Origin of the sequence: Tetragenococcus solitarius NBRC 100494, from assembly GCF_001544195.1 — a bacterium.
GTDB classification, from domain to species: domain Bacteria; phylum Bacillota; class Bacilli; order Lactobacillales; family Enterococcaceae; genus Tetragenococcus; species Tetragenococcus solitarius.
This window is the reverse complement of record NZ_BCPY01000052.1, coordinates 1-14,837: the sequence shown is the minus strand read 5'-3', so window position 1 is coordinate 14,837 and position 14,837 is coordinate 1. Positions and strand designations below refer to the sequence as shown.

Genomic DNA, 14,837 nt, shown 5'->3' with positions numbered 1-14,837 from the left:
CTAGGGGCAAATGACTATTTAGTCAAACCTTTTAGTCCAAACGAACTAGTCGCTCGGGTCAAAGCACATATCGCGCGTTATCAATCGATTCAACCAAATCCAACCACCTCCATTCTTGAAATTCAAGACATTCGTATTGATCAATCGGCACATAAGGTTTTCGTGTTAGAACAGGAAGTGATTTTTACGAATAAAGAGTTTGCTTTGTTGTTATTTTTGGCCGAACATCCAAATCGGGTTTGGAATAAAGAAGAACTTTTTGAAAAAATTTGGGGATTTGATGTGTTGGATACAGAGGTTTCAACAGTAGTCGTCCATATTAAGCGTATCCGCGAGAAGTTAAAACAAGCCAACTTATCTAGCTCACCAATCGAAACCATTTGGGGCAGTGGCTATCGTTTCAATCATTAGATACAAAAAGGTGAGAGGGCGATAACACAATAGATAACATTTAAAACTCACCTTAATATTTCCAAGAAAAGTGGAACTTCATGGTTCTTCTTTTTTTATAGAAAAAATTAACTGCTATAAATAGTTAATAAAATAGACAAGTAAGATTTTGTGATTTGATGAATAGAAGTTACTTTTTAACTTAATAGAAAGTAACTTCTAAGTTAAATTTTATAAAAAATTTGAGTATATATAAGATTGACAGTAGCGTAATGTTTTAACGGAATAAAACCGAATACAAATTAAGGGAAGTTAAATATAGTAACTCACGTTTACTAAATAATAGGTACGTAAATGTAAATTGGACAAACTTTCTTATTTGAATAATTCTCTGGATAAAATTCAAAACTCCTTCGTTTCTTATCAAATGTATATTTGCTAGCGTGACTCCAAACTTTCCAAATAAAATCATAGCTTAAATTTAATGAACTGGGGAAAGCATTGTGTTTAAATACAGCATATTTTCCACCATCAATCATATCTTGCTGAAATAATTGAGAAATGTTAATAGAACAATCTTTATTCTCAAAAGAAAGAAATTGAGAAAATGAGCTCCTACCATGACTATCTACAGTAGAACTTTGGCTCGTACATATAGCATATGTTTTCGTTTTTTCTTTAGGAAGAAGAGCACTCATAACGTTATTAAATTGTTGCCAGTAAGTTTCTAAATGATTATTAAGCAAGTTTACAGCAACTGACACACCTAAGACCTCAATACTCTTTATATTAATAATTTCGGGAATAAACGATAAATGTTGCTCTAAATGGGTGAGGAGCTGTTGATCTATCGGCAAGTCGCTCAATGTATAATATTTCGTCTTAGTTTTTCGATAAAAGTAGGGGGCCATACCATAGTGTGCTTTGAAGACACGGCTAAATGCTTCATATGATGTATAACCAGCAGTTATTGAAATATCTACTATTCTTTTATCTGTATCTAATAATTGAGAAGATGCAATACTTAATTTTTTGTTTTTAATATAAGCTCCAATTGTAATACCTGTTTTTTCAGAAAATAGTCTAGAGAAATGATAGGGAGAGTATCCGACGTTTTTTGCGATATCACTAATTTTAATATCGCTTTCAATATGTTTTTCTATATATTGCAGACTCTTTTCAATAATATCTATATATTCCATAAAATTTTCACTTCCTATTTTATTTTAGCAAAAATAATCAAGAATGGGTATATTCTTTTTTGCTAAAATTTTTCTGAAAGGTGGAATTTTATGCGTAATATTGAAATCAGAGGTCTTATACAGAATAATTTAAAAAACATAAATTTAGACATCCCAAAGCAGAAAATCATTCTTTTTACTGGTGTCTCAGGCTCAGGGAAATCAAGTATTGTTTTTGATACTATTGCTACAGAATCACAAAGGCAAATGAATGAAACATATCCTGCATATATTAAAGGCAAATTGCCACAATATTCAAAGCCGGATGTACAAAGTATCAAAAATTTATCTCCCTCCATTATAGTAGATCAGTCTTCTTTTGGACAAAATATACGATCTACGGTAGGTACAATTACTGATTTGTATACAGACTTGCGTGTACTATTCTCTAGAATTGGAAAACCAAAAGTTGGAACCGCTTCTTATTTTTCATTTAATGATCCGAAAGGAATGTGTCCAGAATGTTCTGGTTTAGGTATCGTCACGACTATTAATATTGACGAACTAATTGATTTCAATAAATCATTAAATGAAGGGTGTATAAGAGATTCTAGTTTTGCACCGAACAGTTGGTATTGGAAGCAGTATGCGGAGTCCAATCTATTTGATCTGGATAAACCAATCTCCAAGTATAACAAACAAGAACTTAATTTACTTCTGTATGGCTCGAAAGAAAAAGATGGAATGTTAGAGGATTCAAAGGTAACAGGTATTGTAAATAAATCCAAACAATCCTTTTTGAATAGAGATGTAAGCAATATGAGCAAAACAACAAAGAAGAAAGTCAAACGATTTACCACTCAGACTCCTTGTGCTTCTTGTTGTGGAAAAAGACTAAATCAAGACACATTAAAATGTAAAATCCAAGGATACTCCATTGCTGATATGTGCGAGTTGGAACTAACAGAATTATTGAAAGTTATCCAAAGTATCAAAGATGATTCTGTATCCTCACTTCTTAACGCTTTGAAATCAAGTATTGCTCGTATGATAGAAGTTGGACTTTCTTATTTACAATTAAATCGAGCAACAAGTACATTGTCTGGCGGTGAAGCTCAACGCTTGAAATTAGTACGGTACATGGGTAGTAGTCTTTCAGATATGCTTTATATTTTTGATGAACCGAGTACAGGCATGCACTCCTATGATATTGAAAAAATAAACAAGCTTATTACCCGTTTAAAAAGAGAGGGTAATACTGTTATCGTCGTAGAACACGATAAAGAAATCATTCAGATTGCTGATGAAGTTATTGATATAGGTATGTATGCAGGGAAAAGTGGAGGAGAAATTGTTTTTCAAGGAAGTTATCACGAACTTTTAAATGCGGAAACAGTTACTTCGAAATCACTTAAAGATAAAATTCCTATTAAAGAAAAAACGAGAATACCTAAAACATTTTACTCAATTAAGCATGCGACAATGAATAACTTAAAAGATGTAAGTGTTGGGATACCCGTTGAAGTTTTGAGTGTTATAACAGGTGTAGCAGGTTCTGGAAAAAGTACATTAATTTCAAAAGTCTTTGCAGAAAAGTATAAAAAAGAAATTGTGATTGTTAACCAAAAACCTATAGTTGCGACGAATCGCTCTACACCAGCTACTTTTCTAGGAGTTTTCGATTATATAAGAGATGTATTTGCAGAAGAAAATAATGTTGATAAAGGTTATTTCAGTTTTAATAGCAAAGGAGCTTGTGAACATTGTAAAGGTAAAGGCGTTGTAGTTACTGAACTTGTTCATATGTCTCCAGTGGTCACTACTTGTGAATATTGCAATGGTAATAGATATAACGATTATGCTCTTTCTTTAAAATACAAGAACCAGTCTATTATTGATGTACTATCTATGAATATTGATGAAGCTATTAATTTCTTCATTGATACTAAAATAAGCAATAAACTAAAACAGATAGAAAAAGTTGGTCTTTCTTATATGACATTAGGACAGCCACTATCAACACTATCTGGGGGAGAAATACAAAGAATCAAACTAGCCCAAGCTCTCAATAAAAAAGGAAAGATATTCATTCTGGATGAACCCACCACAGGACTACATTCGTCAGACGTAACGAAGCTAATGCGATTGTTCAATTCATTAGTGGATAAGAAAAATACCGTTATCATCATTGAACATAATTTAGATGTGATGAAACAAGCAGATTACATTATTGACATTGGACCAAAAGCCGGAAAAAACGGAGGAGAAATTGTTTTTACAGGTACGCCAAAAGAAATGACTGATAATGGAAACTCATTGACAGCCAATAGTTTAAGAAACTCAATCAAATATTAGATATTTAATAAAGAGGAAATACGTAACCAACAATGTGTAATCAAGTAGCTACTGTAATTCGCTTAATCGGGAAGCAAACTTCGGTCAACATTTTTTCCGGTTCATTTTGAGTTTTAGGCGAAATATGATAAATGTTCATGACATTTCCACAAAGCTCATAATTATTCTCTAAAATCCAATGGGAGAGCTCATTATTGATAGCTTCTAACTGTGAATAGCCACCTTCACAAGTCAATGCAGCCACTAACGTTGCTGGGATTGTTTTGAATTGCGCATGTTTCGTATTTGGATATTTACCGACAACGGAATGTTGAACTTCTACGTCCACTTTATTCTCTATATCTGTTTCATATATAACGGCAACATCGTAGCTTGGACTAGCAAATTGGACACTCAAGTTCTTTGTGTTCTCATCTAGTAAATTCCATAGGGCACCTTCTTGGCAATACTCATCTAACTTACTTCTATAGCTTATGACATTCCGTTGTGGAATCTCTTTAATCACTACATCAAGACTTTTTGGATATGTAGTATTTTTCAGATCCCAAATGGTATTTTTCAATAGATTGACTTGATTTTTTAAAGCTTGTAATTCCTCGTTCTTTTGAGAAAGTTGTAATTCCAAGTAGGCTTCAAGACTCTTGGTATCCTCGTATTCACGCAATATTTGTTTAATGATTGCAAGATTGAATCCCATACGTTTTAATGCTTGGATTCGATTAGCAGTAGGAATCTGGATTTCATCATAGTAACGATAGCCCGTCATATTATCAATTCGAGCGGGCTTTAGTAAATTGATTTCATCATAATGACGAAGCATATTGATACTGATTTTAGACAATAAAGCGAAATCTCCTATTTTTAACATGGCTATCCGTCCCTTCTTTGCATTTACTATCATAAACTATTACATCATGATAGGGTCAAGAACTTTTTTTCTTTTCCTAAGTTCATTTTGAAACTCTATTGACTCTCTCATTATACGAGACTATACGATAGAATCAATTCAAAGAAAATGGAGGATTAGAATGGACGCATTATCAATTAGAAAACTAACAAAGATCTATGCAGATAAGAAAAGTGCTTTAAATGAATTTGACTTATCGGTAAAGCAAGGGGAGATTTTCTCTTTATTGGGTTCAAATGGAGCTGGGAAAACAACCTTAATCAATATCTTAACTACATTTTTGAAGCCTACTTTAGGGACAGTTCAGATATTAGGAAAGGATTTAGAAAGCAACATGCAATTCATACGTTCCAATATTGCTTGTGTCGCCCAGCATGTTTCAACTGACGATAATCTCACTTTGGCAGAAAATATGAGATTTCAAGGCGGTCTATATGGCTTAGGCAAAGCAAAAATGAAAGAACGGACCAATCAGCTAGTAGAAATCTTTAATCTATCTGACTATATCGATAAAAAAGTAGAAACACTTTCCGGTGGTATCAAGCGACGATTGGATATTGCAATGAGTATGATGTCTTATCCAAAAATCTTATTCTTAGATGAACCAACTGTGGGAATGGACGTTCAATCCAGACAAAGCATGTGGAGGATGTTAAGCAAAATCAAAAGTGAATTGGGCGTAACGATTTTTCTAACAACCCATTATCTTGAAGAAGCAGATATGCTTAGTGATACAATCTGCTTCATCAAAGACGGTAAAAACATTATACAAAATACACCAGCCAACCTTAAAAAATTTACGAGAAAGAATATGATTCAAATTACAATGACCGATAGTCAAGATACTGAAAGAATGAAGGAATTGTTGCTACAAAAAGACTACGTTACAGAGGTAAGTGTTGATGACCGTTCATTGAACATTCAAGTGGAACATAGCCAACAACATTTTTTTGATTTGAATACCTATGTACTATCTACAAGAATAGGTTTTGAGGGAATAGAAATTACTGAACCTACACTTGATGAAATATTCCTAGACATTATTGGCGAAAGGGGGAATTAAAATGGAGGTCTACAATATCTTTTGGAAGAATGTGAAATGGCGCTTTCAAAATCCAGCCACGATTGTGATGAACATCATTCAGCCTATCGTATGGCTATTGCTGTTTAGTTCCATGTTTACACCAGCAGAGGGAATCGGAAATGTAAGTTATACAACCTTTATTTTACCAGGATTGTTGGTCATGACTGTTCTAACCAGTGCTGGGGTTAGCTGTGGCATTGCAAACTACCATTTAAAAGGTGGGGGAAGTTTCTATCGAATTTTTATTTCTCCTGTGAAACGAAGTTCGATTGTACTAGGACAAGTATTAGATGTAGAAGTATTATCATTTATTGGAATTGGGATTTTATTACTTGTATCTATTCCATTTTCTATAAACATTGCTTCTGGTATATTGGGGTTCATCTTGATTTTATTCTTACTATTTTTATGCGTGTTCTTTGTTGGGAGTTTATCCTATGCCTTAAGTTTTGTATTGCCGGATGAAAATGCTTTTATCGGATTTATCAATACTGTGACACTTCCCTTGTTCTTTTTAAGCACTGCCATTATGCCTGTCGAACAACTCCCAAGATTCTTTCAAATAGTCATCCAATTCAATCCGTTCTCATATGTAATTGATTGTTTAAGAACGTTGGTAATGCAAAGTATTATTGACTGGACAAATATTTTAGTTGTTACTCTTATGCTTTGTATTTTGGGACTGGCTTCTTTTACATTGGCAATTTCTAAACTAAAAAAAGCGGAAAAATAAAACGATTAAATCAGATTATAAAAAACTACCTTTTAGGTGAATAAGAAGGTAGTATAGTTTGTGAATTAAGAAGAGGAACTAGAATTATAAGAAATATTGCATAGCTAGTTGCGGTGAAAAATTTATGGTGGCCATATTTTAATGCATATGTTTTTCTTAATACCAACATACGTAGAGACTATTACTGGGATACAAAAGAGATCAAAAGCGCACATAAAAAAAGTAAGATGCCACTATAATGAAAGGGCATCTTACTTTTTGCATATAGTACCTACCCGTCTTTCAATGCTTAACGTCGACCTTAAATCCCGCTAATAGTTCTAACGCCGAAAGTGCATTTTTTCTACCGGAAATTAACGATGTATCAACGATAATTTTAGAAGTAGGAAATGTGCTTTGTAAAGTAATTGTGTTTGCTAAAATGCATTGATTGGTTTCTACACCCACGAGTTCTATTCTTTCTGCTTTATGATTAAACTTGTCTTTTATGAGTAGCAAATTTTCCGGCGACATACTATAAGAGTGCTTGGTCACGACTAACTCATCAGCTAATGGTTTTAATTGAGTAAGCAACTGAAATGCAGAATGTTCTGCTTGTTTGCTATCTTTATATTGAATAGGGATATCTTTTGTGAAAATAACAGGCTCATTGCTGCTTCTAGCTTTTTCCAAGCGTTGTTTAATTTTAGGTATTAATTGATAAATGCTTGTATTATATGAATCATAAGTTAAATCAAGAAGTTGATTTTGCATATCAATAATAAATAACATGTTTTCCTCCTTTTGTCTTAGCTCATATTATATCGTTTTGCGGCAAAAAAGAAAAATATTCTTATTTCATTTTTATAGCTCTTGTTACGCGATTCGATCTACCATAAACACGTCAATTGACAAAAATAAACATTTCAATGTTATGATTAAATTATTAATCAAAGAGGAGACGATTACATGAACGTATTGGTTATTGGAGCAAATGGTAATGTTGGTAGGCTTGTGATTGAAAAACTGCAAGCCTCTGAAAATAACACCCCAATTGCAATGCTGCGAAAAAAAGAACAGGTTGAAAACTTTAAAAAACAAGGTATACAGACCGTTTTAGCAGATTTAGAAGATACTGTGGAAGAGATTGCTCAAGCAGCTAATGGAGCGGATGCTATCGTATTTACCGCTGGGTCTGGTGGTAATACCGGCGCAGATAAAACGATGTTTGTTGACTTAGATGGAGCAGTAAAATCAATTGAAGCGGCTAAAAGAGCTGGTATCAAACGTTTTATTATTGTCAGCGCTATGGGTAGTCAGCAATGGCTTGATCCGCATCCAGAATGGCTGGAAGAATTGGGGCCTTATTATCCAGCGAAATTCTACGCTGACCAATGGTTGAAAAATAGCGACTTAGATTACACGATTGTTCGACCAGGACTTCTTTCAGACGACAGTCCTGAAGGAAAAATCAAATTGGCTAAGACTTTAGTGGAGCGGGGAAAAATTACTCGTAGTGATGTTGCACAAATTGTCGTTGACAGCTTAGCAGACGACAATACGATAAAAAAAGAGTTTGATGTTATCAACGGAGAGACACAAATTCAAGAAGCATTAAAAGATTTATAATTAGATAAATGCAAAGTTTATCATGAGAAAAAGCAAATCGGTTCGTGTCAAGAACTGGTTTGCTTTTTTTCTCCTTCTATAGAATAATAGTAAACTATAACAATTAAAAGGAGGCAGCTCATGCAATATAAAATCCGTGAAATGAATAAAAATGATTGGCCATTTGTGTATGATATCTATCACCAAGGAATGGCAACAAATTTAGCAACATTTACAGTTGAACAACTAACTTACGAAGAGTTTGACCAGCAACGTCTGCAAGAGGGCCGCTTTGTCCTGTTAGATGATAATCGTGTTATTGGTTGGGCCACTTTAAAACAAGCTTATGAGATACCGGAATATTATGGTGTAGCAGAAGTGAGTATTTATATTGATAGCTATTATCAAGGAAAAGGAGCTGGCTCAACTTTATTAAATTATTTGGTTGATTATTCAGAAAAAATTGGTTTTTGGACATTAGAAGCGGATATCTTCGCAAATAATTATGGTAGTCAGCGGCTGCATGAAAAATGCGGCTTTCGCAAAGTGGGATATCGCGAAAAGTTAGGTAAAGATCAATATGGTGTATGGCGCGATTCCGTATTGATGGAACGTCGGAGTAAAAAAGTGGGCATTGATTAAAAAGGAGGCAAACAAATGACAATTCGCTGTGATTGGGCGTTGACGAACTCTTTAATGCAAAATTATCATGACTTGGAGTGGGGAAAACCAACATATGATGATCAAAAACTCTATGAATTACTCGTACTAGAAAGTATGCAGGCTGGACTAAGTTGGTCTACTATTTTAAATAAACGAGAAAACTTTCGTTCGGCTTTTGATCAATTCGATTACAACAAAGTGGCAAACTATGACGAGGACAAAATTTTGCAACTACTATCTAATCCACAAATTATCCGTAATCGATTAAAAATAAGAGCAGCTGTCCATAATGCGCAGATGATCTTGACTATTCAAAAAGATTACGGTAGTTTTGCAAGCTATATTTGGTCTTTTAACAAAAATCGACCGATAATAAATCATTGGGAAAATAATAGCGAAATCCCCGCATCAACTGACTTGTCAAAACAAATAAGTAAAGAACTTAAAAAAATAGGATTTAAATTTGTAGGTCCAACAATTATTTATTCTTTTATGCAAGCAATTGGGATGGTTAACGATCACATAGAAAGTTGCTCTTTTAAATATCCATCATAAAGTTGGCAATCGAATTATTTGTATTTTTATTCAAATCTACGATAAAACCATTTAATGCATATTAAATGAATAAATAATAAAATATAATATTTAGATATAAAACTCTTAATATCCTTTGTGATTTTATAAGGCTTAAATAAAAGATTCCAAACAGAAATATTCATAGATATTGTATAAAAATAAATAGAAAAACTCTTTTCCTTTTTCTTATTCTGTGATAAGATAAATTGCAATTAAATTATGAATTTTTATGCAATCATTTTAAACAGAAGGGTCGATAGCAAATGGAAAAGGTTAAAAAGTTCGTTTTAGTTTTATTGCCACTCATCATATTGTTTACTCAATTATTTTCTACAGTACCGGCGGCAGCTGAAGAAAAGGAACAAGACAAACGCTATGAAGATATAAAAAAACGTGGAGAGTTAGTTGTCGGGTTGTCGGCTGATTATGCACCTTATGAATTTCATGCGACGGTAGATGGGCAAGACCAGATTGTCGGTTTTGATATCTCAATTGCACAAAAAATTGCCGATGATATGGGCGTTGATCTCCATATTGAAGAGCTGGGGTTTGACGCCCTGCTAGGTGCCTTAAAAACTGGAAAAATTGATTTGATCATTTCAGGAATGTCACCTACGCCTGAGCGTTTGCAAGAAGTGGATTTTTCTGACCCATATATGAATGCCCAACAACGTTTAGTCGTAAGAAAAGAGGACCAGGACAAATATACGAATATCGACCAATTTGAAGGTGTTCCTGTTAGTGTTCAAAAACAAACGACACAAGAAGAGTTGGCCAATAATGAATTAACGGGTGCTAAAGTGACTTCGTTACAAAAAACTTCAGATGTTGTAATGAATTTAAAAAATCACAAAGTAGATGCTGCTATATTAGAAGGTCCTGTCGCAGAAGCTTATGTAGATGAAAACGACGATCTAGCTTTATCTAATTTAGATTTTGAAAATGGAGATAAGGAAACAGCCGTTGCGCTACCTAAAGATGCCCCTAGATTATCCGAAAGTATTAATAATTCAATCCAAACAATTAATGATGAGGGGTTACTGGAAGGCTATCAAAAAGAAGCGAACAAGCTGATGTTTGAAGATGACCAAGGTTTCTTTGCTAAATACTATCCTTACTACCTATCCGGAACAGGTTACACGATTTTATTGGCAATTATCGGAGTTGTTTTCGGAATTATTCTAGGTACACTCTTTGCTTTAATGAAACTATCTTCCATAAAAATATTTAAGGTACTGGCTTCGATTTATATTGAATATGTACGCGGAACTCCTTTATTAGTACAAATTTTTATTGTTTATTTTGGGACAGGAATTTTAGGTCTTGATTTATCGCGTTTTGTAGCTGGCTGTATTGCCTTATCACTTAACAGTGCGGCTTATGTCGCAGAAATTATCCGAGCAGGAATTAATGGGGTAAATAAAGGCCAAATGGAAGCTGCACGTTCTCTTGGGATGAAACATACAGAAGCTATGCGCTACATTATTTTTCCTCAAGCAATCAAAAATATCCTACCTGCTTTAGGTAATGAGTTTGTAACTGTGATCAAAGAATCTTCCGTGATTTCAGTTATCGGGGTTTCTGAACTGATTTTTCAAGCGGGAAATGTACAAGGGGCTAGTTTTAAACCATTCTTGCCTTATTTAATTGTTTCATTAATTTATTTTGTACTGACATTTACGCTTTCTCGTGTATTAGGCGTTGCTGAAAGGAGAATGAAGGCCAGTGATTAATATTGAAAACTTACACAAATCCTTTGGAAATAATGAAGTATTAAAAGGAATCGATTTAACCGTTCAATCAGGCGAAGTGGTGGTCATTATCGGGCCTTCTGGCAGCGGGAAAAGTACTTTTTTACGCTGTCTAAATTTGTTAGAACAGCCGACAAAGGGGACTCTTTTATTTGAAGGGGACAATCTTTTAGCCAAAGGAAATGACATTGACCGTCTGCGGCAAAAAATGGGAATGGTTTTCCAAAATTTTAATTTGTTTCCGCATATGACCGTTTTGGAAAATATTACGATTAGCCCAATTAAAGTAAAGGGCCAAAGTATGGATGAAGCCAATGAAAAGGCCTATGAATTATTGCGCTTAGTTGGTTTATCAGATAAAGCAACAAGTTATCCTTCTAGTCTTTCTGGTGGACAAGAACAACGGGTAGCTATTGCCAGAGCTTTAGCTATGGATCCTGCTGTGATGTTGTTTGATGAACCTACCTCTGCCTTAGACCCAGAGATGGTTGGCGAGGTCTTATCTGTAATGAAGACCTTAGCAAAAGAAGGGATGACTATGGTGGTCGTTAGTCATGAAATGGGCTTTGCAAAAGAAGTTGCTGACCGAGTTATTTTTATGGATGATGGAATTATCCAAGAAGAAGGACTGCCAGAAGAAATTTTTGACCACCCGCAAAATGAGCGAACACAAGATTTTCTAAAAAAAGTATTATAGTTAAAGGAGAGAGTAATTACTCGTGAATCGTTTAAAATTAGCCAAAAAATACCAACAGCCAGAAGAAAATATCATGATGAATATCGGTACTTTAGCCAAAAGCAAAGAAGGACTCATTGATTTATCTATTGGAGATCCTGATTTAATTACCGATGAGCGTATTATCAATCAAGCAGCCGAAGATGCAAAGGCTGGACACACTCGTTATACTGCTTCAGATGGCAGTCAAGAGTTTATTCAGACAGTTATAAAACATTATAAAGCTTATTACAACTTAGACTTTGCGCCTAGCCAAGTGCGAGCAACGGTGGGAGCTATGCATGGCATGTATTTAACTCTTTTAGCGATTATCGACCCAGGGGATGAAGTGATTATTCATGAACCCTATTTTTCTCCTTATAAAGACCAAATTGAATTAGCTGGGGGCGTACCGATTGTTGTGCCGACTTACGAGAAAGACGGTTTTCAACTTGATACCTCAATATTAGAAAAAGCTATAACAAAAAAAACCAAAGCGATTATCATTAATTCACCGAATAATCCAACAGGAGCCGTTTTCTCGCAAGAAACTTTTCAAAGGATTGCTGAAATTGCCATTGAACATGAACTATTTATTCTGTCCGATGAAATTTATGAAGAATTAGTGTTTGATGGGTCATTTGTTCCTATGGCTACTTTTGCCCCTGAGAACACCATTACATTTAGTGGTTTTTCCAAATCATTTGCTATGACAGGCTGGCGCATCGGTTATATGATTGCACCAACTTATGTTAGTCAAACTGCTAAGCTAATTAATGAAAATATCACTTATTCAGCGCCATCTATTTCACAACAAGCCGGTATTTATGCGTTAAAAAATGCAAGCAAGCTGATTCCAGAAGTGACGAATGTATTTAAACAACGACTTGATTACGTGAAAAAACGGGTGGATGCGATCGACTTTTTACATTTAGGAAACGTCCAGGGAACGATGTATGCATTTATTAATATTTCTAATACCCATCTAGACTCTGCTTCCTTTACTAAAAAATTATTGGATGAGACCCAGGTCTTGGTCGTGCCAGGCAAGGCCTTTGGGATTAACACAGGTAATCAACATATTCGCTTAGCTGCTACTCAAAAAATATCCGTGTTAAAAGAAGCATTTGATCGGATCGAGCAGATGTCTTTTTAAAAATTTCATAAAAAACGGGGACAAAGGTAAGCTTTTTTTATTTTCTAATATTTATTCGCTCTTATAAAAAAGACATGGTAAAATAAAGTGGATAAATAAAAAATAAAGGGGTAAGTTTGTTGTTTGACACGTTTATTTGGGATTTTGACGGGACTTTATTTGATACCTACCCAATGATTGTCCAAGGGTATCTGCAATCTTTAAATGATTATGGAATTAAAAGTACAAAAGAGGAAGTCTACCAGCTTTTAAAAGAGCATTCTTCCAAAGCGATTGCTGAGAAATACCAGCTAAATTTTTCTGATTTGTCAAAAAAAGCAAAAATACATGAAGAAAATATCACCAATTTTTCTCCTAAAAGCTTTAGCGGAACTCAGGAGGTTCTTGAAAAAATTGTCGCTAACCAAAAAACAAATATGATTTTAACTCATCGTAGGCAAGATTCAACCAAAATGTTGTTAGAAAAAGAAGAACTTGCTAGCTTTGTGAAAGAAATTGTGGGACCTGAGAATCGTTTTCCTAGAAAGCCTAACCCTGCTTCTTTAGATTACTTGTTAAAAAAGTATTCTTTAAACCCTAAAAAAACAGTGATGATTGGTGACCGTGCTTTAGATGTGGATGCAGGTAAAAATGCAGGTGTGTATACGATATTTTTTGATAATGAAAATCTATTAACAAATATACAAGCTGATTATCGCGTTACATCTATAAAAGAAATAGAAAAATTCGTTTAAGGCATCAAAACTTTTTAATTTTCGAAAAAAATTTCGTTTATTAAAAAGTTTTGATGCTTTTTGCGTACTTATGAGTGAAAGGAGGTTGCTAGATGCCAATAAAGGAGCGGCTAAAAAAATTTTTGCCTTTACTTATCGCGACTATAATTACAATTTTTCTGCTTATATTTTATTTTACTCAAAAAAATAATGAAGAGCCCACTTGGCAACAATCTGACGATCCGTTCCAACAGATAACGGAAACGACGGAAAAAGAAACAGAAGAAAGTTCAAATAAAATTATCGTAGATATAAAAGGAGAAGTGAATCAACCTGGGGTCTATGAACTGGAAGGAGATGCTCGCGTAAAAGAAGGAATATTAAAAGCTGGAGGGTTAACCAAAAAGGCCGAAGAAAAACAGCTAAACCTTGCAGAAAAATTAAACGACCAACAGATGGTTTATGTGCCAAATAAAAAAGAAGCAAAAGAAATGGAGGCAGCAGGAGAAAATACAGAAGAACAAAATGATGAGATGATTGATATTAATGCAGCAGACTTAACCGAGTTACAAAAAATAAATGGCATTGGACCTGCTAAAGCACAGGCGATTATAGATTATCGAGAAGAAAATGGTCCTTTTAAAACAGTAGATGAATTAAGCGAAATTTCAGGTTTCGGAGAAAAGACAGTTGAAAAATTACGCGATTCTATTAGAATATAGTAAAAAACCAAGGTTGTTTATTGTTATATATGGATTTACGTCAATATTCTGGACACATTTTTTGAGAGCCTTTTTTCGAAACGAATCCACTCTCGAGAATGTGTCATCGTTTCCGCCTAATATCAAATGGAGAACCGTATTTGACATTAGGCGGAGACGATGACGAGAAGGCCTCGTGGATAAGTTCCTCAAAAAAAATGTGTAGGAAGCTCTAGACCTACGCTAACATTTTTGCTTGATCTTCCGCTTGCTGGGGCGTCAGATAGTTGATATTCCCATGAATCCGTTCGCGATTGTACCAACC

15 protein-coding genes are annotated in these 14,837 nt (G+C 34.4%); 12 read left to right on the top strand and 3 right to left on the bottom strand.

Going from position 1 to position 14,837, the window contains the following annotated elements; translation table 11 throughout:
* A partial coding sequence (locus tag TS1_RS11205) for a response regulator transcription factor (protein WP_169792380.1) occupies nucleotides 1–411 on the top strand: 411 nt, incomplete at its 5' end.
* A 314-nt stretch (nucleotides 412–725) separates the two neighbouring features.
* Here the strand turns inward: TS1_RS11205 and TS1_RS11200 are convergent.
* Nucleotides 726–1,592 carry an AraC family transcriptional regulator gene (locus tag TS1_RS11200; RefSeq protein ID WP_068710589.1) on the bottom strand — a complete coding sequence of 289 codons (867 nt, stop codon included), beginning with the start codon at nucleotides 1,590–1,592 and terminating at the stop codon, nucleotides 726–728.
* A 90-nt stretch (nucleotides 1,593–1,682) separates the two neighbouring features.
* Here TS1_RS11200 and TS1_RS11195 point away from each other — a divergent pair, with 90 nt between their 5' ends.
* Nucleotides 1,683–3,926 (top strand): ATP-binding cassette domain-containing protein, encoded by a 2,244-nt coding sequence (locus TS1_RS11195; RefSeq protein WP_068710588.1) that lies wholly within the window; start codon nucleotides 1,683–1,685, stop codon nucleotides 3,924–3,926.
* A 40-nt stretch (nucleotides 3,927–3,966) separates the two neighbouring features.
* Here the strand turns inward: TS1_RS11195 and TS1_RS11190 are convergent, their stop codons facing one another.
* Nucleotides 3,967–4,794, bottom strand: coding sequence for a MerR family transcriptional regulator (locus TS1_RS11190; RefSeq protein WP_068710587.1), 828 nt, complete (start codon nucleotides 4,792–4,794; stop codon nucleotides 3,967–3,969).
* 160 nt (nucleotides 4,795–4,954) lie between these two features.
* Here TS1_RS11190 and TS1_RS11185 point away from each other — a divergent pair, with 160 nt between their 5' ends.
* Together TS1_RS11185 and TS1_RS11180 are read left to right on the top strand one after the other, a co-directional pair.
* A complete protein-coding gene (locus TS1_RS11185; RefSeq protein WP_068710586.1) occupies nucleotides 4,955–5,896 on the top strand; it encodes an ABC transporter ATP-binding protein in 942 nt (313 codons plus the stop codon).
* 1 nt (nucleotide 5,897) lies between these two features.
* The gene (locus TS1_RS11180) at nucleotides 5,898–6,650 is read left to right on the top strand and encodes an ABC transporter permease (RefSeq protein ID WP_068710585.1); all 753 of its coding nucleotides are present in this window, start codon (nucleotides 5,898–5,900) and stop codon (nucleotides 6,648–6,650) included.
* Nucleotides 6,651–6,932: 282 nt separating this feature from the next.
* On the opposite strand, the gene TS1_RS11175 is transcribed toward TS1_RS11180, so the two are convergent.
* Nucleotides 6,933–7,421 carry an isochorismatase family protein gene (locus TS1_RS11175; RefSeq protein WP_068710584.1) on the bottom strand — a complete coding sequence of 163 codons (489 nt, stop codon included), beginning with the start codon at nucleotides 7,419–7,421 and terminating at the stop codon, nucleotides 6,933–6,935.
* Between the two features lie 177 nt (nucleotides 7,422–7,598).
* Here TS1_RS11175 and TS1_RS11170 point away from each other — a divergent pair, with 177 nt between their 5' ends.
* The 8 genes from TS1_RS11170 to TS1_RS11135 all read left to right on the top strand — a co-directional run bounded on the left by TS1_RS11170 (nucleotide 7,599) and on the right by TS1_RS11135 (nucleotide 14,533).
* On the top strand, nucleotides 7,599–8,258 hold the full coding sequence (locus TS1_RS11170; protein ID WP_068710583.1) for an SDR family oxidoreductase: 660 nt from the start codon (nucleotides 7,599–7,601) through the stop codon (nucleotides 8,256–8,258).
* A gap of 120 nt (nucleotides 8,259–8,378) precedes the next feature.
* Nucleotides 8,379–8,879: a GNAT family N-acetyltransferase gene (locus TS1_RS11165; RefSeq protein WP_068710582.1), complete on the top strand. Its 501-nt coding sequence runs from the start codon at nucleotides 8,379–8,381 to the stop codon at nucleotides 8,877–8,879.
* Between the two features lie 15 nt (nucleotides 8,880–8,894).
* A complete protein-coding gene (locus tag TS1_RS11160; RefSeq protein WP_068710581.1) occupies nucleotides 8,895–9,455 on the top strand; it encodes a DNA-3-methyladenine glycosylase I in 561 nt (186 codons plus the stop codon).
* Between the two features lie 284 nt (nucleotides 9,456–9,739).
* On the top strand, nucleotides 9,740–11,209 hold the full coding sequence (locus tag TS1_RS11155; RefSeq protein WP_068710580.1) for an ABC transporter substrate-binding protein/permease: 1,470 nt from the start codon (nucleotides 9,740–9,742) through the stop codon (nucleotides 11,207–11,209).
* The gene (locus TS1_RS11150) at nucleotides 11,202–11,924 is read left to right on the top strand and encodes an amino acid ABC transporter ATP-binding protein (protein ID WP_068710579.1); all 723 of its coding nucleotides are present in this window, start codon (nucleotides 11,202–11,204) and stop codon (nucleotides 11,922–11,924) included. Before TS1_RS11155 ends, TS1_RS11150 begins: the two co-directional genes overlap by 8 nt.
* 22 nt (nucleotides 11,925–11,946) lie before the next feature.
* A complete protein-coding gene (locus TS1_RS11145) occupies nucleotides 11,947–13,098 on the top strand; it encodes a pyridoxal phosphate-dependent aminotransferase (protein ID WP_068710578.1) in 1,152 nt (383 codons plus the stop codon).
* 119 nt (nucleotides 13,099–13,217) lie between these two features.
* A complete protein-coding gene (locus TS1_RS11140) occupies nucleotides 13,218–13,832 on the top strand; it encodes an HAD-IA family hydrolase (RefSeq protein ID WP_068710577.1) in 615 nt (204 codons plus the stop codon).
* A 92-nt stretch (nucleotides 13,833–13,924) separates the two neighbouring features.
* A complete protein-coding gene (locus TS1_RS11135; protein WP_068710576.1) occupies nucleotides 13,925–14,533 on the top strand; it encodes a helix-hairpin-helix domain-containing protein in 609 nt (202 codons plus the stop codon).
* Nucleotides 14,534–14,837: the final 304 nt, after the last annotated feature.

Bases quoted from the DNA above. Each gene is read 5' to 3' on its own strand.
- TS1_RS11200 (WP_068710589.1), bottom strand. From the start codon at position 1,592: ATGGAATATATAGATATTATTGAAAAGAGTCTGCAATATATAGAAAAA.
- TS1_RS11195 (WP_068710588.1), top strand. From the start codon at position 1,683: ATGCGTAATATTGAAATCAGAGGTCTTATACAGAATAATTTAAAAAAC.
- TS1_RS11190 (WP_068710587.1), bottom strand. From the start codon at position 4,794: ATGTTAAAAATAGGAGATTTCGCTTTATTGTCTAAAATCAGTATCAAT.
- TS1_RS11185 (WP_068710586.1), top strand. From the start codon at position 4,955: ATGGACGCATTATCAATTAGAAAACTAACAAAGATCTATGCAGATAAG.
- TS1_RS11180 (WP_068710585.1), top strand. From the start codon at position 5,898: ATGGAGGTCTACAATATCTTTTGGAAGAATGTGAAATGGCGCTTTCAA.
- TS1_RS11175 (WP_068710584.1), bottom strand. From the start codon at position 7,421: ATGTTATTTATTATTGATATGCAAAATCAACTTCTTGATTTAACTTAT.
- TS1_RS11170 (WP_068710583.1), top strand. From the start codon at position 7,599: ATGAACGTATTGGTTATTGGAGCAAATGGTAATGTTGGTAGGCTTGTG.
- TS1_RS11165 (WP_068710582.1), top strand. From the start codon at position 8,379: ATGCAATATAAAATCCGTGAAATGAATAAAAATGATTGGCCATTTGTG.
- TS1_RS11160 (WP_068710581.1), top strand. From the start codon at position 8,895: ATGACAATTCGCTGTGATTGGGCGTTGACGAACTCTTTAATGCAAAAT.
- TS1_RS11155 (WP_068710580.1), top strand. From the start codon at position 9,740: ATGGAAAAGGTTAAAAAGTTCGTTTTAGTTTTATTGCCACTCATCATA.
- TS1_RS11135 (WP_068710576.1), top strand. From the start codon at position 13,925: ATGCCAATAAAGGAGCGGCTAAAAAAATTTTTGCCTTTACTTATCGCG.